This window comes from Acidisoma sp. PAMC 29798 (assembly GCF_030252425.1).
Classification (GTDB): domain Bacteria; phylum Pseudomonadota; class Alphaproteobacteria; order Acetobacterales; family Acetobacteraceae; genus Acidisoma; species Acidisoma cladoniae.
In genome coordinates this window covers 1,089,503-1,106,829 of the sequence record NZ_CP126994.1, presented here as the reverse complement: position 1 = coordinate 1,106,829, position 17,327 = coordinate 1,089,503, and the positions used below count along the sequence as shown (strand labels likewise).

General features: G+C 62.0%; 15 protein-coding genes. 8 read left to right on the top strand and 7 right to left on the bottom strand.

Annotation, left to right across the window (positions count from 1 at the left end; translation table 11 throughout):
- Window positions 1–519: 519 nt before the first annotated feature.
- From QP803_RS05275 to QP803_RS05265, 3 genes are all read right to left on the bottom strand, one after another.
- On the bottom strand, window positions 520–1,233 hold the full coding sequence (locus QP803_RS05275) for a helix-turn-helix domain-containing protein (RefSeq protein WP_284946683.1): 714 nt from the start codon (window positions 1,231–1,233) through the stop codon (window positions 520–522).
- Window positions 1,233–1,466, bottom strand: a complete 234-nt coding sequence (locus QP803_RS05270; RefSeq protein WP_284946681.1) for a hypothetical protein — start codon at window positions 1,464–1,466, stop codon at window positions 1,233–1,235. The genes QP803_RS05275 and QP803_RS05270 overlap by 1 nt, the downstream gene beginning before the upstream one ends.
- A gap of 355 nt (window positions 1,467–1,821) precedes the next feature.
- Window positions 1,822–2,370 carry a TetR/AcrR family transcriptional regulator gene (locus QP803_RS05265; RefSeq protein WP_284946680.1) on the bottom strand — a complete coding sequence of 183 codons (549 nt, stop codon included), beginning with the start codon at window positions 2,368–2,370 and terminating at the stop codon, window positions 1,822–1,824.
- A gap of 88 nt (window positions 2,371–2,458) precedes the next feature.
- Here QP803_RS05265 and QP803_RS05260 point away from each other — a divergent pair, with 88 nt between their 5' ends.
- Window positions 2,459–3,478: an NADP-dependent oxidoreductase gene (locus QP803_RS05260; protein ID WP_284946679.1), complete on the top strand. Its 1,020-nt coding sequence runs from the start codon at window positions 2,459–2,461 to the stop codon at window positions 3,476–3,478.
- 54 nt (window positions 3,479–3,532) lie between these two features.
- A complete protein-coding gene (locus tag QP803_RS05255; RefSeq protein ID WP_284946678.1) occupies window positions 3,533–3,955 on the top strand; it encodes a hypothetical protein in 423 nt (140 codons plus the stop codon).
- 57 nt (window positions 3,956–4,012) lie between these two features.
- Here the strand turns inward: QP803_RS05255 and QP803_RS05250 are convergent, their stop codons facing one another.
- Window positions 4,013–4,567 (bottom strand): VOC family protein, encoded by a 555-nt coding sequence (locus tag QP803_RS05250; RefSeq protein WP_284946677.1) that lies wholly within the window; start codon window positions 4,565–4,567, stop codon window positions 4,013–4,015.
- Between the two features lie 127 nt (window positions 4,568–4,694).
- Window positions 4,695–5,603, bottom strand: coding sequence for an AraC family transcriptional regulator (locus tag QP803_RS05245; protein ID WP_284946675.1), 909 nt, complete (start codon window positions 5,601–5,603; stop codon window positions 4,695–4,697).
- Window positions 5,604–5,696: 93 nt separating this feature from the next.
- Between QP803_RS05245 and QP803_RS05240 the strand changes: the two genes are divergently transcribed.
- The 5 genes from QP803_RS05240 (at window position 5,697) to QP803_RS05220 (ending at window position 9,187) form a co-directional block, all read left to right on the top strand.
- Window positions 5,697–6,449: an SDR family oxidoreductase gene (locus QP803_RS05240; protein ID WP_284946674.1), complete on the top strand. Its 753-nt coding sequence runs from the start codon at window positions 5,697–5,699 to the stop codon at window positions 6,447–6,449.
- A gap of 72 nt (window positions 6,450–6,521) precedes the next feature.
- Complete coding sequence (locus QP803_RS05235) at window positions 6,522–6,974, top strand: MarR family winged helix-turn-helix transcriptional regulator (protein ID WP_284946672.1); 453 nt, start codon at window positions 6,522–6,524, stop codon at window positions 6,972–6,974.
- 59 nt (window positions 6,975–7,033) lie between these two features.
- Window positions 7,034–7,597: an isochorismatase family protein gene (locus tag QP803_RS05230; protein ID WP_284946671.1), complete on the top strand. Its 564-nt coding sequence runs from the start codon at window positions 7,034–7,036 to the stop codon at window positions 7,595–7,597.
- A gap of 1 nt (window position 7,598) precedes the next feature.
- The gene (locus tag QP803_RS05225; protein WP_284946669.1) at window positions 7,599–7,928 is read left to right on the top strand and encodes a hypothetical protein; all 330 of its coding nucleotides are present in this window, start codon (window positions 7,599–7,601) and stop codon (window positions 7,926–7,928) included.
- Window positions 7,925–9,187, top strand: a complete 1,263-nt coding sequence (locus QP803_RS05220) for an MFS transporter (RefSeq protein WP_284946668.1) — start codon at window positions 7,925–7,927, stop codon at window positions 9,185–9,187. The genes QP803_RS05225 and QP803_RS05220 overlap by 4 nt, the downstream gene beginning before the upstream one ends.
- Here QP803_RS05220 and QP803_RS05215 read toward each other — a convergent pair.
- Entirely contained in the window at window positions 9,120–9,851 is a 732-nt protein-coding gene (locus QP803_RS05215; RefSeq protein WP_284946667.1) for a GGDEF domain-containing protein, read from the bottom strand. The genes QP803_RS05220 and QP803_RS05215 overlap by 68 nt on opposite strands.
- The gene (locus QP803_RS05210) at window positions 9,852–10,169 is read right to left on the bottom strand and encodes a hypothetical protein (protein WP_284946666.1); all 318 of its coding nucleotides are present in this window, start codon (window positions 10,167–10,169) and stop codon (window positions 9,852–9,854) included.
- Window positions 10,170–10,660: 491 nt separating this feature from the next.
- Between QP803_RS05210 and QP803_RS05205 the strand changes: the two genes are divergently transcribed.
- A complete protein-coding gene (locus QP803_RS05205) occupies window positions 10,661–17,311 on the top strand; it encodes an SdrD B-like domain-containing protein (RefSeq protein ID WP_284946665.1) in 6,651 nt (2,216 codons plus the stop codon).
- Window positions 17,312–17,327: the final 16 nt, after the last annotated feature.

Below are 17,327 nucleotides of genomic sequence, written 5' to 3'. Positions count from 1 at the left end.
CATAACCGTGAAACACTGACCCAGCCGATTGTCGAATTGCGAGATCCAGGTGCGCAATCTGCAGGGCAAGTTCCCGTGTCCATCCGCAACCGTCGTCTTGGCTGATTGGCATCATAGCGCCCGATTCCTGGCAGGCGCGATTAGAGATATGTTTGGGTAAACGATGTTTAGCCGGGTGAAGACAATGCATGCCAAGGGAAAACTCGGCAACGCGGAAGCCGCTTTTTCTCGGATAGCTTTGGAGGCACTAAGCCACATCTATGCGTGGCTTGGACTGGTGTACTGCACAAGCATGAGAAACGATCGCGGGAGTACTGACCGAGCCTTTCGGATGGCGGTGTCCATAGGTCCTTCCGACGATGATGCAGCAATCGAATGGCTGAAGCTTTAACGCTCATTGGAGAAGAAACAGCGGCTCGCGCTATTCTCTTCGCTAGACCAAGAAGCCTCCGCCAACAGCTTGCGCTAGGGAATCAAGAGGAACGGCTTGGTCATATCCGGCTGACACATCAGATTTGGCTAGCGCGTCTGGCTACGCTCCAGGCTCATCTGGCGCATTTCTCCGGGCTTCGTGCCATAGGCGCGCTTGAACATCCGGTCGAAGGTTGAATGATCGGTGAAACCGCTTCGGAAAGCGATTTCGTTGATCGAGAGATGACGATTCCGGTCTGCGTTCAGCATCTGCCTTGCATGAGCGAGGCGGGCCCGCCAGATGCACGCAGACACACTCTCGCCATGCTTGGCAAACGCCCGATACAGCACGGTGCGCGAACACTTTAGATATTGCACGACAGAGAGTGGATTTGTTGCGAACTTCGTACAGTCCCGGGCGATATGTGTTTTCGCCGCATGGTACAGCCCGCCGTCCAGCACCTCGGCATCCAGAAGGGCGCCGGACTCCTCCGATAATGCGGCAAGCGCCAGCTGCATGGCAACGTCCATGGCCAGAACCTGCTGCTGGGGCAGCATATGCGACGCATTGTCGATGGTCGCCTGCAAATGCGCGCGTAAAACACCGGCAATGCCGTCGGGCCGCATCAACCGCCCGGCGAGACGGCCGGGGTCTGGACATATCGCGCTTACCTTCGCCCTCGGAATGAACAGGGTAATGGCCCGGTGCTTTTGGCGCTTGATCTCCGTCGGCAAGCTGGAATCAATAATCATCATGTCGCCGGCGCGCAGGGTAAGCTTGGCGGCGCCGTGCATCACGCAGGTGCTGGGCGAAAAGGCCATCAGATTAAGACTGATATCGTCGTGCCCGTCGGCGCGGCATCGCGTCGCACCTGCTGGGCACCGCCGCTATGGTCCAGCAACTCTACGCCCAACGCTGCCAGCCGTGTCAGTCTGGCGTTGAACGGCGCGCCCGCATCCAGCCCAGGCGCACTATCCAGGCGGCGCAGCACGCCGCTATGCCAATAGTCGATCCGCTGCGCCGGTGCCACGGAATCGGTGGAAAACGACGTCACCGACACCGTTTTCGTTTCAGGCTCCGCCGTAGGTCCAGCGCGCTCGGCAGTTTTTATCATTGAACCAAAGTTAGCATCAAACCCGGCCCTCTCAAAGCCGCAATGCAACCCGTAATTGCATTGTACAGAGAACCCTTACACCGCGCCCGTCTCTAGGGCTTTTACCTGCGCCGCAGGGCATCGCCTCCAGCCGGCTGGCGAACCGATGACCACCAGAGGGGTTGTTATGCGGCGAGGATCGTTGCCAGCATCACCCGCACGCTCATCGGTACTTGCCGGTGGCTTTGGGCGCGCGGATAATTCATCTGCTCGATGGGCGGCAGACTGCCCAGCGCCTCATGCTCCTCCCAGGCGGTTAGCCCCTGGTCAGGATGGCGCTGGCGATGACATCGACGAGGTGATCGGCGCGTGGTGCGAATGAGGGCTGATCATGCAGCCACGCAACCGCACTCACCAGCGCGAAGAGGTCCGTGCCGTCGATATCGGCGCGCGCCACCCCTTCGGCCTGAGCGCGCACAAGAAGCTGCGTGCCGGCCGCCTTCATGGTGACGCAGGATGCGTGAAGCGCAGAGTCCGGTTCGGCGATGGCCGCCACCATCGACGCGATGGCGCCCCGATAACTGTGTGTCACGACCACGATCTCGCGCAACCAGGACGTCAATGCATCTGCCGGTGACGTCGACTTTTCCAGTGCGCCGGCCCTCACTGTGAGTGCATCGAAACTCGTGCGCAGCAGGGCTTCGAGCAAGACCTCCCGCCTTGGAAAGTGACGGTAGAGCGTGCCGAGGCCAACGCCAGCCCGACGCGCGATATCGCGCAGCGACGCCTCCGCGCCGTCTTCGGTCACCACATCCCGCGCGACCGCCAGCAGGTGGTCATAGTTTTTTTGGGCGTCGGCTCGCATAGACTCCCCTTGACAAACGGAGCAGTGACCCGTTTAAGTGGGTCACTGCTCCGCAACAGATACTCCATTCGTGGTGAAGGTGCTAGCGATGTTGATAGAGACGATGAAGGCAATCCGGTTCCATGCGTTCGGCGGCCCCGAGGTGCTGGTCTATGAGGATGCGCCTAAGCCCGCACTGAAGCCGGGCGAAGTGCTCGTCCGCGTGCATGCGGTCGGCATCAATCCCCCCGATTGGTATCTGCGCGACGGGTATAAGATGCTGCCTCCCGCGTGGCAGCCGCAGGTGTCTTTCCCCGCCATACCGGGCACCGACATTTCGGGCGTGGTCGCAGCGATCGCGGAGGATGTCGAGACCTTTGCCGTCGGCGACGAGGTCTATGCGATGGTGCGTTTTCCGGGCGGCCTCGCCGGGGGCAGCAAGGCCTACGCAGACTATGTCAGCGTGCCGGTGTCGGACCTAGCGCGCAAGCCGACCGGCATCGATCATCGGCATGCGGCCGCAGCACCGATGTCGCTGCTCACCGCATGGCAATTCATGATCGCGTTGGGACATGATGAACCGAACCCGCTTCAGCCGAACGCGCATGAGCCGGTTCCGCTCGAGGGCAAGACGGTCCTCGTGAACGGGGCCGCAGGCGGCGTGGGGCATTTTGCCGTGCAGATCGCGAAACTAAAAGGCGCGCATGTCATTGCCGTGGCATCGGGAAAAAATGAGCAGCTTCTGCGCGAGCTCGGCGCCGATGCGTTCATCGACTACACCACGACCGCTCCCGAAGATGTGGCCCATGACGTCGATCTTGTCATCGATGCCGTCGGCGGTCCGACCACGGATAGTTTCCTGCGCACGCTGAAGCGCGGCGGCGCCTTGTTCCCCATATTCCCCTTGGGCTTTTCCGCTGCTGAAGACGCAGAGAAACGGGGCATCATTGTCTCGGCGACCCAGGTCCGCTCAAACGGTGCGCAATTGACGGACCTCGGACGCTTGCTCGATGACGGCACGATCCGCGTTGTTGTGGACAGCACCTATCCGCTTGCCGACGCCCGCAAGGCGCATGAGCGGGCGGCCCAAGGCCACATTCAAGGCAAGATCGTGCTCGATGTGGCGTGAGGCCACAGCGTCCCATGATGGCCTTGGCCTTTACCTCATGACAGGAGCGGTTTGATGATCGCAGACGCGACACTGCGCCAGGGAACGGCGGCTTGGTTCGAGATGGTGGGGCAGCTGATGAGCGAGGCCGCTGTGCAGTCCGGCCTTTCTCCAGACCTCACTCTATCCCTGGTCGAGCGCTACACCGATGGTATCGAACTGTCTGAGGGCTTCGTGCAAGGCCTACGCTTCGACATTGTCAGCGGCAAGCCATCGTTCAGGGTCGGGGCACGGCCGGACGAGCGGGCGGATGTGACGATCGAGATTACGGCTGCAGCCGCACGGGCGTTGAACAGCTTGCGGAGCGCCGATCCGCAGTATAGCGCCGCATGCGACAGGTTCCTGCGCACGGGCGAGATGCGGGTGGTCGGCGATCCTTCGCGAATTGGTCGCTGGCTGGGCACGGTGCACGACCCGATTGTCGATCGCACGATCTAGCTCCTCGACCACCTCCGCACGTCATAACCATAGAGTCAAAAACTGTTATGCCACTTATCATGCACGCGGAGGATAGAACTCATCAGGGTCCGGATATTCCCAGTCTTCCGGAAAGATGTAAGTCTCGAAGCAGGTCGTTGTCTCCTGTTCCGTTTCAAAAAAGGCAAAGTGATTTTTGCCAAGCCAGCTCCCGGATTGCGTAAGCTTGAAACCACGCTTGGCGAACTCCTCTATCCGTTCCTCAAAAGGAATGTTATTACAATCATAGGCAACGTGGTGGATCCCTTCTCCATGACGCTCCAGGAATTCCGCAAATATGCTAGGGCCAGAGATGGGCTGCATAATCTCCCAAATCATAGTACCCGACTGCGCGAAGCAAACCTTTAATTCAAAGGCACTCGGCACGCCTCGATACGTCTGGTTTTCCGTATTGTGTGGCCCAAACGTATAGACCTGCCATGGACCGATGCCGAGCTTCCATAAGCCTTCCATCGTCCGTTTGTGATCGCGAGTCACAATCGCGATCTCTACGATCTTGCCCATAAATGCATCGGCTTGACCGACGGCGTTAAGTGCCTGCGACACCGAAGTTTGCTCTAGAACTTGTGTCATGGCTTAACCTTTCCAATGAGAATTCGTCAGTTACTTTGCTTGCTTTCGCCAATTCCCATGACAGGTCTGTCATCGATCCGCGGCGCGCCGTGCGAGTGCGGACGTGGCCGCCCCGAGATCAAGAGGCTTAAACGCCTGCCAATACGTCCCGGGCATAGCGCGCCGGCGCCGTCCCCACATGCCGGGTGAAGGCCACGCTGAAGGCACTAGCAGACCGATACCCGACCTTCTCCGCGACCTCGGCGACGCCGCCGCCGTGGCGCCGCAGCAGGCCCTTCGCCAGAGCCATCCGCCAGGTCAGCAGATATTCCATCGGCGCCACGCCAACCTCCCGGCCGAACCGGTCAAAAAACGATGAGCGCGACAAGCCCGCCTCCCGTGCCAGCTCCGCCACGCTCCATCCTCGCCCCGGTGCCTCATGCATGCGCCTAATGGCGACGGCCAGTCTTTCATCCGCCAACCCGCGCAGCAAGCCGGGTGACGCCCCTACCCCGGCTGCCGACCGAAGCGCCTCGATCAGCATCACCTCCAGCAAATGCGCCAGCACCACCTCCTGCCCCGGCTTGGCCCCGCGCGCTTCCTCCCCCACCAGGGCCACAAGCGTCGCCAGGCTCGCCTCGCCCCGCACATGCACAAGGTCTGGCAAAAGCGAGACCAAGAGCGCGGCATCTGGTGACGCAAAGACGCAATGCCCGACGAGATTGCGCACATTGGCCGGCCCCGCGAGATCGCCCAGCCGAAACTCACCCGATGGCAGGCAAACCGGCTCGGACAGGGCCATGCCCTCCGCTCCTGGATGCAGACTGCTCATCGTAAAATCCGCGGCTGCGGGGATCAGTACGAAATCATTGACCCCGAGCATCAGGGCCTCACGCCCCTCCACCTGCAACCGGCAGCGGCCCTCCACCACTGCGCAATAGAAGAGATGTCCGTCTCCCTCTTTGCGCAGCCGCCAAGGCCCGGCGCCGCTGGCCACCTTGGAAAACTTTATCCGCGGCCGGAGGAGCGTGACGATTTCGGTCAGGGGATCGGCCATTTGGACTCATTCGAATGCTTTAAGGACTTCTCATCATATATCGTCTGGTCTGACCGATCTACCCTGGGTGGCCACGCATCAACAGAGGCCATCATGCAATCCATCCTCATCACCGGCTGTTCCTCGGGCTTCGGCCTGGAGATCGCCAAATACTTTCTGGACCGCAGCTGGCGCGTCATCGCCACCATGCGCACCCCGGACGAGACCATCCTTCCTGCCGCCCCCAATCTGACACTGCTGCAGCTGGACGTGGCGGATCCTGCCAGCATCGCCCAGGCCATCGCGAGCGCCGGCGAGATCGATGTCCTGGTCAACAATGCCGGCATCGGGTGGCTGAATGCCCTTGAAGGCACGCCGATCGAGATGGTCCGCCGCATCTTCGAGACCAATACATTTGGCACCATGGCGATGACCCAGGCCGTTCTGCCGCAATTCCGCGCCCGCAACGCCGGGACCATCGTCAACGTAACCTCCACAGTCACGTTGCGCCCTTTGCCGCTGCTCTCGATCTACACGGCCAGCAAGGCAGCGGTGAACGCGTTCTCGGAATCCGTCGCGCTTGAACTTCAACCTTTCAACATCAAGGTCAAACTCGTGCTGCCAGGCCTCGCCCCCGACACCCGGTTTGGGGAGAATGCACGCGCCTTGGCCCAAGGCGTATTCGACTTCCCACCCCCCTATGCTCCGCTTGGCCAGGCCGTCATGGCGGGATTTGCCGCGGAACACGCGGAGGTCACGCGGCCTTTGGATGTCGCGGAGGCCGTTTGGCGAGCCGTCACGGACGATACTGCCCCCGCGCGCCTTCCCGCCGGAGCGGACGCCGTCACCTGGTTCAAGGAGACCTAACGTCCCATTATCATCAGGAAGCTGAACAGAAAGACTTTACAGTTTACCTGATTATATGCGACAGGGCGCGCCATGAACGCTGCGCCAGATACCCCCTCCGACACACGTGCTTCAGACCTAGCGCAGAGCCTTCGCGCCCTGATCGGCAGGCTGAAGCGCCGGATGCGAGACCAGGCGCATATCGGCGACCTGACGCCGTCCCAGCTGTCAGTTCTGCTCCGTTTGGAAAAGGACGGTCCGGCCACAGCGTCGAGCCTTGCCCGGGCGGAAGGAATACGTCCGCAATCGATGGGGCCAGTGATTTCCGCATTGGAAGGCGCCGGCCTTGTGGAAGGTGCGCCGGATGCGGCGGACGGACGGCAGACCATCCTCTCGCTCACGGATGCCTGCCGCATATGGGTCGAGGAAGGGCGGGCGGCGCGCCAGGACTGGCTAACCCGTACGCTTCAGGTGCGTCTGTCGCCCGAAGAGCAGGGCAAGCTTGTGGACGCCGTCGCCCTTCTGCAGCGGATCGTCGACGATTGATGGAGGCTCGCGGCGCTTTCGCCCCCAGTGAACCGTGCTGCCTGTCGACAGGAAATTCCATGGCGCTAACCACAGTCGATCCTCATACGGCCCTCATCATCATCGATCTGCAAAAGGGCGTCATCGGTCTCCGCACCGTCCCCGCGATCGCAGACATCATCGACCGGGCTGGCCTCTTGGCAGATGCCTTCCGCGAGCGAGGGCTGCCGGTGGTGCTCGTCAATGTCGATGGCGGGGCACCAGGCCGCACCGAACAGCCCCGCCCAACAGGGTCCCGTCCCTATGGATGGACCGACCTCATTCCGGCGCTGAACCAGAACCCCAGCGACATCGTGGTGACGAAACGGAGCTGGGGCGCCTTCGCCACCACCGACCTTGACGCCCGGTTGAAAGCACGGGGCGTTACCCAGGTGGTGATCGCAGGCGTGGCGACCGGAACCGGTGTCGAGGCGACGGCACGACAAGCCTATGAGCAAGGGTTCAACGTCACCCTCGCCATCGATGCGATGACCGATCTGCGTCCCGAAGCTCATGCCTACAGCATCACCAACGTCTTCCCGCGCCTCGGTGAGACCGGAACGAGCGAAGAGATCATCAATCTTCTGCCAAAAAGGATCGCCTGACATGCTGTGGCTTCCGCTCCTGTCCTCCTTCTTCGGCGGCGCCTTCCTGGCGAATGCGATCCCCCACCTCGTCAGCGGCATGATGGGCAGGCCGTTTCAAACGCCCTTCGCCAAGCCGCCGGGCCAGGGCCTGTCTTCGTCCTCCGTCAATGTGGTCTGGGGGTTTTTCAACATCGTCGTGGGGTATCTGCTCGTCTGCCGGATCGGCGATTTTGGATGGAGGAACACGGGCGACGTCCTTGCATGCGGCGCTGGTGCGCTTCTGATGGCCCTCTTTGCCGCCCGCCACTTTGGCCGCTTTCACGGCGGCAATCAGCCTGAGCATCTTTGAAGGCCCCGTTCGCGGGCATCTTCCGATCCCTGCGAGGGTTCAACTATCGGGTTTGGGTCGCCGGCGACTTCGTCTCCAACATCGGCACCTGGGTGCAGCGAACGGCCCAGGACTGGCTGGTGTTCACCCAACTGACCCATCACGACGCCTCGGCGGTCGGCGTGGTGATGGCTTTGCAGTTCGGGCCGCAGCTTCTTCTGTTGCCGTGGACGGGCTTCGCGGCTGACCATTTCAATCAACGCAAGCTCCTCATCGCCACGCAGGCGACCATGGCTGGCCTCGCTCTGGCGCTCGGGAGTCTCGTCGTCTCCGGCGTCGTCCAACTGTGGCACGTCTATATCTTCGCCTTCCTGTTCGGCTGCGCGGCGGCGTTCGATGCGCCGGTACGGCAGACCTTCGTTGCGGAATTGGTCGGCGACGACGACCTGCACAACGCCGTGGCGCTTAACGCGACGTCTTTCAACGTCGCACGCATGATTGGCCCCGCCGTATGCGGCGTGGTCATCGCCACAATCGGCACCGGTTGGGCCTTCTTGATCAACGCCGCTTCTTTCATTGCGGTGCTGATGTCCCTCGCGCTTCTGCGCGTGGCCGACCTTCGTCCCAACGCGCGGGCCCAACGGGCCAGGGGAAATTTCACCGAAGGACTCCGCTATGTATGGGGCCGCCCCGACCTCCGGGCGATCCTGGTCATGCTCTTTTTGATCGGAACCTTCGGTCTCAACTTCCCGATTTTCATCTCGACCATGGCAGTCAGCGTCTTTCATTGCGACGCCCGCGGATACGGCGTGTTGTCGTCGATCACGGCGATTGGTACCGTCTCCGGCGCGTTGATTGGCGCCGGTCGGACCAGGCCCAAGTTCGGCACGCTGCTGGTCGGCGCCACAGTGTTTGGGCTTGGCTGCGCATTGGCAGCCATTGCGCCCTGCTACTGGCTGTTCGCCGGCGCTCTCGTTGTTATTGGCGCGGCCGCTTTGACCTTTGCCAACACAACGAACAGCCTGATGCAGCTTTCGACAGAACCCGCCATGCGCGGACGGGTGATGGCGCTGCGTGTCGGCATCGCGCTTGGGGGCACGCCTATCGGAGCGCCGATCGTCGGATGGGTCGCGAACACCTTCGGCCCGCGCTGGGCGCTGGGGGTGGGTGCGGCATCAGGCTTTGCCGCAGCGGTCGTGGCCGTCATTGCCTTCACGCAAATCGGACTTGATTCCGACCCGCCAGCTTCGCCTGGTAAAGAGCGCCATCGGCGCCTTTGATGGCTTCCTGAAGGCTCATGTCCCCGGACCACTTGAAAACGCCCAGGCTTGCCGTGATCGCGCCTGCCACGGGGTGGGGCGAGGCTGCGATGGCCGCCCGGGCTCGGTTCGCGATGACGATTTCGGCGCCCTCTGAAGGGGCGAGGATCGCGACGAGAAATTCCTCTCCGCCCCAACGGCATAAGAGGTCGGATGACCGCAACTCGCTGCGAACGACGCTCGCAACAAGGGTGATGACCTCGTCACCTAAAAAATGACCATGGACGTCATTGACGTGTTTGAAATTATCAAGATCCAGCATGATCAATGCGGCCGTATCGACGCCTGCGTCGACAGCCTCGGAGAAGAGGCCATAGAAGCCGCGGCGATTTAGCGCGCCCGTCAGCGGGTCAAGCCGCGCCTCCGCCGCAAAGGTACTCACCGCTTCCTGAACACGGCTATATTGTCGCGACATGACGACAACAAGAGACAGGGTCAGAATGGTCAAGAGGTGAACAACATAGGCGTTGATAACGAGCGCTATGATCGAACTCGGCCACGCATGAGGTTTGAAGCACAAGACGAAGACGGTTGGAATAAGCGAAAGACAGAAAACGGTTGTGGTGGCTGACACCGCTTGCCATCTTTTCAATAGGATAAAGGTACTCACGTAAAGAATGGGCATCTACTGAATAATGTTGGCGACGTTGTAGATGGTTATTTGGGACGGAAAGAGTGCGAACGCGCCGAGAGAGACGATGAAATATGAGGCGAGCAACGCGAAGGCGAACCACTCGGCGTAACGGCGGTAAACGGGCGCAGTTCTAATAGCGATCGAAGATACAGCCAGGACCACTAACAGCAGTGGGTAGTAGTAACGGGCGGTCTCCGTCAACAATCCCGCCCATGCTTCGTAGAGCCACACCATGACAATACACGGCATTCCAAGCGCAATAAGAACGGTGACTATGCGATTGCGCTGCCTCAACACTTGGTCAGTCAATGAGTACGTCCAGTCCGTCTAATGGCTTTCGGCATCGGGCGCCGAGAGCGCTTTGCCTGCGAGAAATTGACGTGGCGCAGGTAAGTTCAAGGACTTGTCTCTCAACCGGGGCACGCCGCTGAGGGTCTTTTAGCACCCGAAGCGACCCCACGCTGCACGGATCAACCGACGCGCGCCGACACCTGCGGCACGCCACTTTGTGTTGCTGTCACGCGCCGTTGTCAGCCGAGGGAGGTTCAAACAGGAGGCGGTGCCTGATGGGAAAACGTCGCACCGGCTCGCGTCACGCCCAATTGGATATCAATAGACACGCGGCCCGTCTCTATTCTAAGAAATAATAGTTATTGCTATATCGTTAATTATATAATATTGACCAAGAAACTAAAAATATGACGGCTAGTATAATACGGCCTCTCGGGATCGTGATTAAAACGAAGATTTTAGTTTTTCTGCCGGATTGGCGATTGAATTCGCTTGGAAGTCTGTGAGTTGTGGTTGATCTCAGCATCGTTACAGTGAAAAACGCCGGCGGCGGCCTTTCGGGCAAGACTGTCGACGGGGTCAATGTCGGTGCCACAAGCGTGGTGAACAATGACACCACTCTCTCGGGCGCCAGTTCCGGCGTGATCGCGGGCGCGACCAGCACGGTGGAGAACACCGGCACCATTACCGGCACGCTTCTTAACGGCGTCACGCTCGGGGCCACCGGCACGGTGATCAACGCGGCGTCCGGCCTCATCACCGGCGGCACCGCGGGCGTGGTGCTGGCGGCCACGGGCAAGCTGGCCAATGCCGGTGCCATCACGAGCACGCATGGCGATGGCGTGACCCTGGCGGCAACCGGCACCGTCATCAACACGGCCACGGGCACGATCGTCGGCGGCACCACCGGCATCGTCGGCGCCGCCACGGGTGTAATCTCCAATGCCGGCGCCGTTACGGGTTTGAACGGGGATGGTATCGATCTGGCGGCGACGGGTACCGTCATCAACCTGGCCTCCGCCATCATCGCAGGCGCCGGCAACGGCATCGTGGAGGGGGCCACAGGCGTCGTGGTCAACGCCGGCACGATTTTGGGCGGTCTCCTCGACGGCGTCGATCTGACTGCAGGCGGCACCGTGATGAATGCGGGCCTGATCAGCGGCGGCAACGGCACGGCCGTCTATCTTGGTGGCATCGGCGCCAACCGGCTCGTGGTCGAGGCGGGCGCGAGCTTCGCCGGAAAGGCGATCGGCGGGGTCGGCGCGACCAATACCCTAGAGCTTGGTGCCGGCGCCGGCACCCTCACGAATTTCAGCGGCAATTTTGTCAATTTCCAGACCATCGTCGTCGATGCCGGGGCGCATTGGGTTCTGACCGGCGGCAACCCCATCGCGGCAGCGGCCATCACCCTCGGGGCTGGCGCGACTCTGAGCTACAATGGTGTGATCTACGGCACGGCGGTCGTGCAGGCGCCCAGCACCCTCACCCTGGCGGCCGGCAGCAGCTTCGACAACCTTGCCGCCATCGGTGGCGCGACAGGCATTACCGCCGGCGCGAATAGCACCGTGCTCAACATGGGAAGCATCGGCGGATCGACGCTCGACGGCATCGATGCCGGCGCTGGTGCGACGATCAGCAACGACGTGTCGGGCATCATCACCGGGGCCAATGCGGGCCTTGTGCTCGGTGCCAATGCGAGCGTCCATAATGCCAATGTCATCCTTGGCACGCATGGTGACGGCATCGATGCGGGCGCCGGCAGCACGCTCACCAATACGGATGGTGTGACGGGCGGCCAGTCCGGCATCCTCGGCGGCGCCAATGTCGTCGTCACCAATAGCGGCGGCATCACAGGCACGGCCCTTGACGGCGTCACTCTGGGCGCGACGAGCGTAGTGACCAATGCCGGGCTCATCACCGGCGGCAGTTCCGGCGTGATCGAAGGTGCCACCAGCACAGTCGATAATACCGGCACCATCACCGGCACGCTTCTGGATGGCGTTTCGCTCGCGGCGACCGGCACCGTCGTCAATGCCCTGTCGGGCGTGATCATCGGCAACACCGCCGGCGTGGTGGAGGCCGCGACGGGAAAACTGTCTAACGCCGGCATCATCACCGGGCTGCACGGTGACGGCGCCGATCTGGCGGCGACCGGGACGGTCATCAATACCGCGACGGGCACGATCACCGGCGCCCAAAATGGTGTCGTCGAAGCGGCCACCGGTCAGGTGGTCAATGCCGGCAGCATCATCGGGACGCTGCAGGATGGCGTCGATCTCACGGCCGGCGGCATGGTCAACAATGCCGGCCTGATCAGCGGCGGCAATGGCACGGCTGTCTATCTCGGCGGCAGCGGGGCCAATCTCCTCGTCGTCGATCCTGGCGCTGTCTTCGTCGGTCAGGCGATCGGCAGCACAACGGCTGCGAATACGCTGGAGCTCGGCGCAGGCAACGGCAGCCTCACCAATTTCAGCGGTAGCTTCATCAACTTCCAGAGCATCGTGGTCGATGCAGGAGCCCATTGGGTTCTGACCGGCGGCAACCCCATCGCGGCAGGTGCCATCACCGTCGCAGCCGGCGCGAGCCTGACCTATGACGGTGTCACCTACGGCACGCCGATCGTTCAAACCGCCAGCACCGTCACCCTTGCGGCCGGCGCAACCTACGAGAATGCCGGCACGGCCGGTGGTGCGGTCGGCCTCGTTGCGGGCGCCAATACTGCTGTGCTCAACACGGGAAACCTCGGGGGCTCGGTTCTTGACGGCGCGGATCTCGGCGCCGGCGCCACGCTCACCACGACCAGTAGTCTCAGCGGAAACGCATCCGGCATTGTCGGTGGTGCCAACGACCTCATTACGAATACCGTGGGCTACGCGCCCAGCAGCATTTCCGGCACCGTGTTCAACGATGTCAACGGCGATGGCGTTGAGCAGACGACCGAGAGCGGCCTCGCAGGCCAGACCGTCAATCTCCTGTCGGGCACGACGGTTGTGGCGACAGCCACGACCTCCGCGACCGGCACCTACAGCTTCACGGGCGTGGCACCCGGCAGCTACAGCGTGCAGGTCATCAAACCGACCGGCGAGACCTTCTCAACGCCCGGCACAACAGCCATCACCGTCACCTCCGGCAGCGCCAGCATCGTTAATACCGGAGAGTATGCGCCAAGCTCGGTCTCCGGCACGGTCTTCAACGACCTAAACGCCAGCGGCACGCAACAAGCCGGTGACCTTGGCCTCACTGGCCAGACGGTCAACCTGCTGTCCGGCACGACGGTTGTGGCGACAGCCACGACCTCCGCGACCGGCACCTACAGCTTCGGCAACCTCGCGCCGGGTAGCTACAGCGTGCAGGTGATCAAACCAACCGGCGAGACCTTCTCGACCCCCGGCACCACGGCAGTGACTGTCACGTCCGGTAGCTCCACGATCGTCAATGCCGGCGAATATGCGCCGAGCACTGTCTCCGGCACCATCTTCAACGATGTGAACGCCAGCGGCACGCAACAAACTGGTGAGACTGGTCTCGCTGGCCAGACGGTCAACCTGCTGTCGGGCACGACGGTTGTGGCGACAGCCACGACCTCCGCGACCGGCACCTACAGCTTCGGCAACCTCGCGCCGGGCAGCTACAGCGTGCAGGTGATCAAACCAACGGGAGAGACCTTCTCGACGTCCGGCACCACGGCGGTGACTGTCACGTCCGGTAGCTCCACGATCGTCAATGCCGGCGAGTACGCGCCAAGCTCTGTCTCCGGCACGGTCTTCAACGACCTAAACGCCAGCGGCACGCAACAGACGACGGAGAGCGGCCTTTCGGGCCAGACGGTCAATCTGCTGTCGGGCACGACGGTTGTCGCGACCGCGACGACCTCCGCGACCGGCACCTACAGCTTCACCAACCTCGCACCGGGCAGCTACAGCGTGCAGGTCATCAAACCGACCGGCGAGACCTTCTCGACCCCCGGCACCACGGCAGTGACTGTCACATCCGGCAGCTCCACGATCGTCAATGCCGGCGAATATGCGCCGAGCACTGTCTCCGGCACCATCTTCAACGATGTGAACGCCAGCGGCACGCAACAAACTGGTGAGACTGGTCTCGCTGGCCAGACGGTCAACCTGCTGTCGGGCACGACGGTTGTGGCGACAGCCACGACCTCCGCGACCGGCACCTACAGCTTCGGCAACCTCGCGCCGGGTAGCTACAGCGTGCAGGTGATCAAACCAAACGGCGAGACCTTCTCGACGCCCGGCACCACGGCAGTGACTGTCACGTCCGGTAGCTCCACGATCGTCAATGCCGGCGAGTACGCGCCGAGCACTGTGTCCGGCACCGTCTTCAACGATGTAAATGGCGATGGCGTTGAGCAGGCGACGGAGACTGGTCTCACTGGCCAGACGGTCCACCTGCTGTCGGGCACGACGGTTGTCGCGACAGCCACGACCTCCGCGACCGGCACCTACAGCTTCACCAACCTCGCACCCGGCAGCTACAGCGTGCAGGTCATCAAGCCAACGGGAGAGACCTTCTCGACGTCAGGCACGACGGCCGTGACCGTCACATCCGGCAGTTCCACCATCGTCAATGCCGGTGAGTATGCGCCGAGCACTGTGTCCGGCACGGTCTTCAACGACCTCAACGCCAGCGGCACGCAACAAACCGGTGAGGTCGGGCTTGCAGGCCAGACCGTCAATCTGCTGTCCGGCACGACGGTTGTGGCGACCGCCACGACCTCGGCGACCGGCACCTACAGCTTCACGGGCGTAGCGCCGGGCAGCTACAGCGTGCAGGTCATCAAACCGACCGGCGAGACCTTCTCAACGCCCGGCACAACAGCCATCACCGTCACCTCCGGCAGCGCCAGCATCGTCAATGCCGGCGAGTACGCGCCGAGCACTGTCTCCGGCACCATCTTCAACGATGTGAACGCCAGCGGCACGCAACAAACTGGTGAGACTGGTCTCGCTGGCCAGACGGTCAATCTGCTGTCGGGCACGACGGTTGTCGCGACCGCGACGACCTCCGCGACCGGCACCTACAGCTTCACGGGCGTGGCACCCGGCAGCTACAGCGTGCAGGTCATCAAACCGACAGGCGAGACCTTCTCAACGCCCGGCACAACAGCCATCACCGTCACCTCCGGCAGCGCCACCACGGTTGACGTGGGTGAGTTCGTGGCGACCGTCGTACCCGCCGTGGGCACGATTTCGAGCATGGTCTTCCTGGATGGTCTTGCTGACGGAACCTACCATGTCGGCGACCCTGGCGTCGCGGGTGTGACTGTTAAACTGCTTAACGCGCAAGGCGTCTTTACAGGTGCCACGACCACCACGGATAGCCACGGCCGCTATAGCTTTACGAATGTCGCGCCCGGCACCTATCACGTCCAAGTGGTCGCCCCCACCGGCATGTCCTACTCGACCGTCGAACATGCCAGCGGTAACTCGCTGCTGGATAGCGACGTCAATGGCATGACGGGAGTTTCCGACACCTTCACCGTTCAATCGGCGCAAACAACAACGGGTGAGAATGCTGGCCTTGTCTTCAACGGTCACTTCGCCGGCACCACACCGATCACCCTCACCAGCGGTCAGGCCTATGCGGCAAACGCGAGCTCCGGCGTGGTCATAGGCCCGGGTAATGACAATGTTCACACCGGCAGCGGCGGCAACAACATCGTCGTGCTCGGCGGCGGCAATAATATCGTCGAGGCCGGAACGGGCCGCACCGATGACATTGCAACCAGCGTCGGCTCCCTGAACGCACAGACTCAGAATGCCGCGAACGGCTTTTTGTTTGCGGGCACTGGCGACAGCACGCTGCAAGGCGCCGGGGGCAATGCCTATCTCGTTGCCGGCAAAGGCAACAACATGGTGGCGGGCGGCAGCGCGAATAACGTGCTCGTCGGCGGCATCAGTCGTGGAACGGTGACGGCCGCCGGGACCAATGTGACAGGCTATACCACGGGAAGTGAAGTGCGCCTGACCGGCACATCGGCCGAGGTGCTGTATCAAAAAGGCGATGGCGTCCAGGTTTTGGACAATACCTTCGATCCGACAAAGGATAGCCTGAAGATTTTCGGCTATACCGGCGGCACGATGGAGACCCTGCATGGGCAGGAGGTGCTGTATTTGGGCGGCAACGATCTGATCATCTTCAATGGTGGAACGCCGGCCTTTACGAATGGCACCGGATCCACATTCGCCGGTGTCACGTTCAACCCCAATATCGCGGCTGCACCGGAATCTGTCGTGAGCTTTGGCGCGAACGGCCTGCCGATGATTGTGCCGGCCGGCGGTGCCACCACAACCGCGCCGATCACCACACCCACGGCCACGCCGACACCACCAGTGCTGCCGGTTCCGCCACACACTGGTCCAATCACCACCCCCCCGGTGACGACTACACCGACGACACCCATCGCTCCCCCGGTCACGCCGCCAGTCGTACCCGTACCAATCCATGCGGTCACGATGTCGGGCTGGAACCAGTCCCTCACGCTCGATAATCAAAGCTACAGCGTGAGCGGTAGCCAGGGCAACGCCACCATCACGGCCGGAAACGGCAATGATACAGTCTCTGCCTCCGGGTACAACAACACGATCAAGCTGGGGGATGGCAACGACACCATCACCGGGCCGCAGGGCAATTCCACCGTCACTGTCGGCCAAGGCAACGACACCATCACCCTGCAGGGCTACGGCAATGTCATCACAACCGGGAGCGGGACCAATGTGATCCATGCCGGGGATGGCAATGAGATGGTGAACACCGGATCCGGCAACGACACGGTGATGCTGAGTGGTTGGACCAATTTCCTGATCGGCGGTGTCGGCCACGACAGCTTCATCGGCGGCGCCGGCAACACCTATCAGGTGAACGACGTCGGCAGCAGCGGCGGCATGACGATCCAGGATTTCTCGCTCAACAACGGTGATAGCCTCGATCTGTCGAAGGTTCTGGCCCATGCCGGTTGGAACGATGCCGCCTCAACACTCGCGGGCTATCTGAAGGTGTCCCAGAGCGGCGGTGATACCGTCGTCTCCATCGACAAGACCGGCCATGGCGGCAGCTTCTCGGCGGTCGCGACTTTGCACGGTCTGGGATCCACGACTCTCGGCGATTTGCAAAGCCATCACTCCATCGGCCTTTTCTAGCAACCGACGGCGCAAC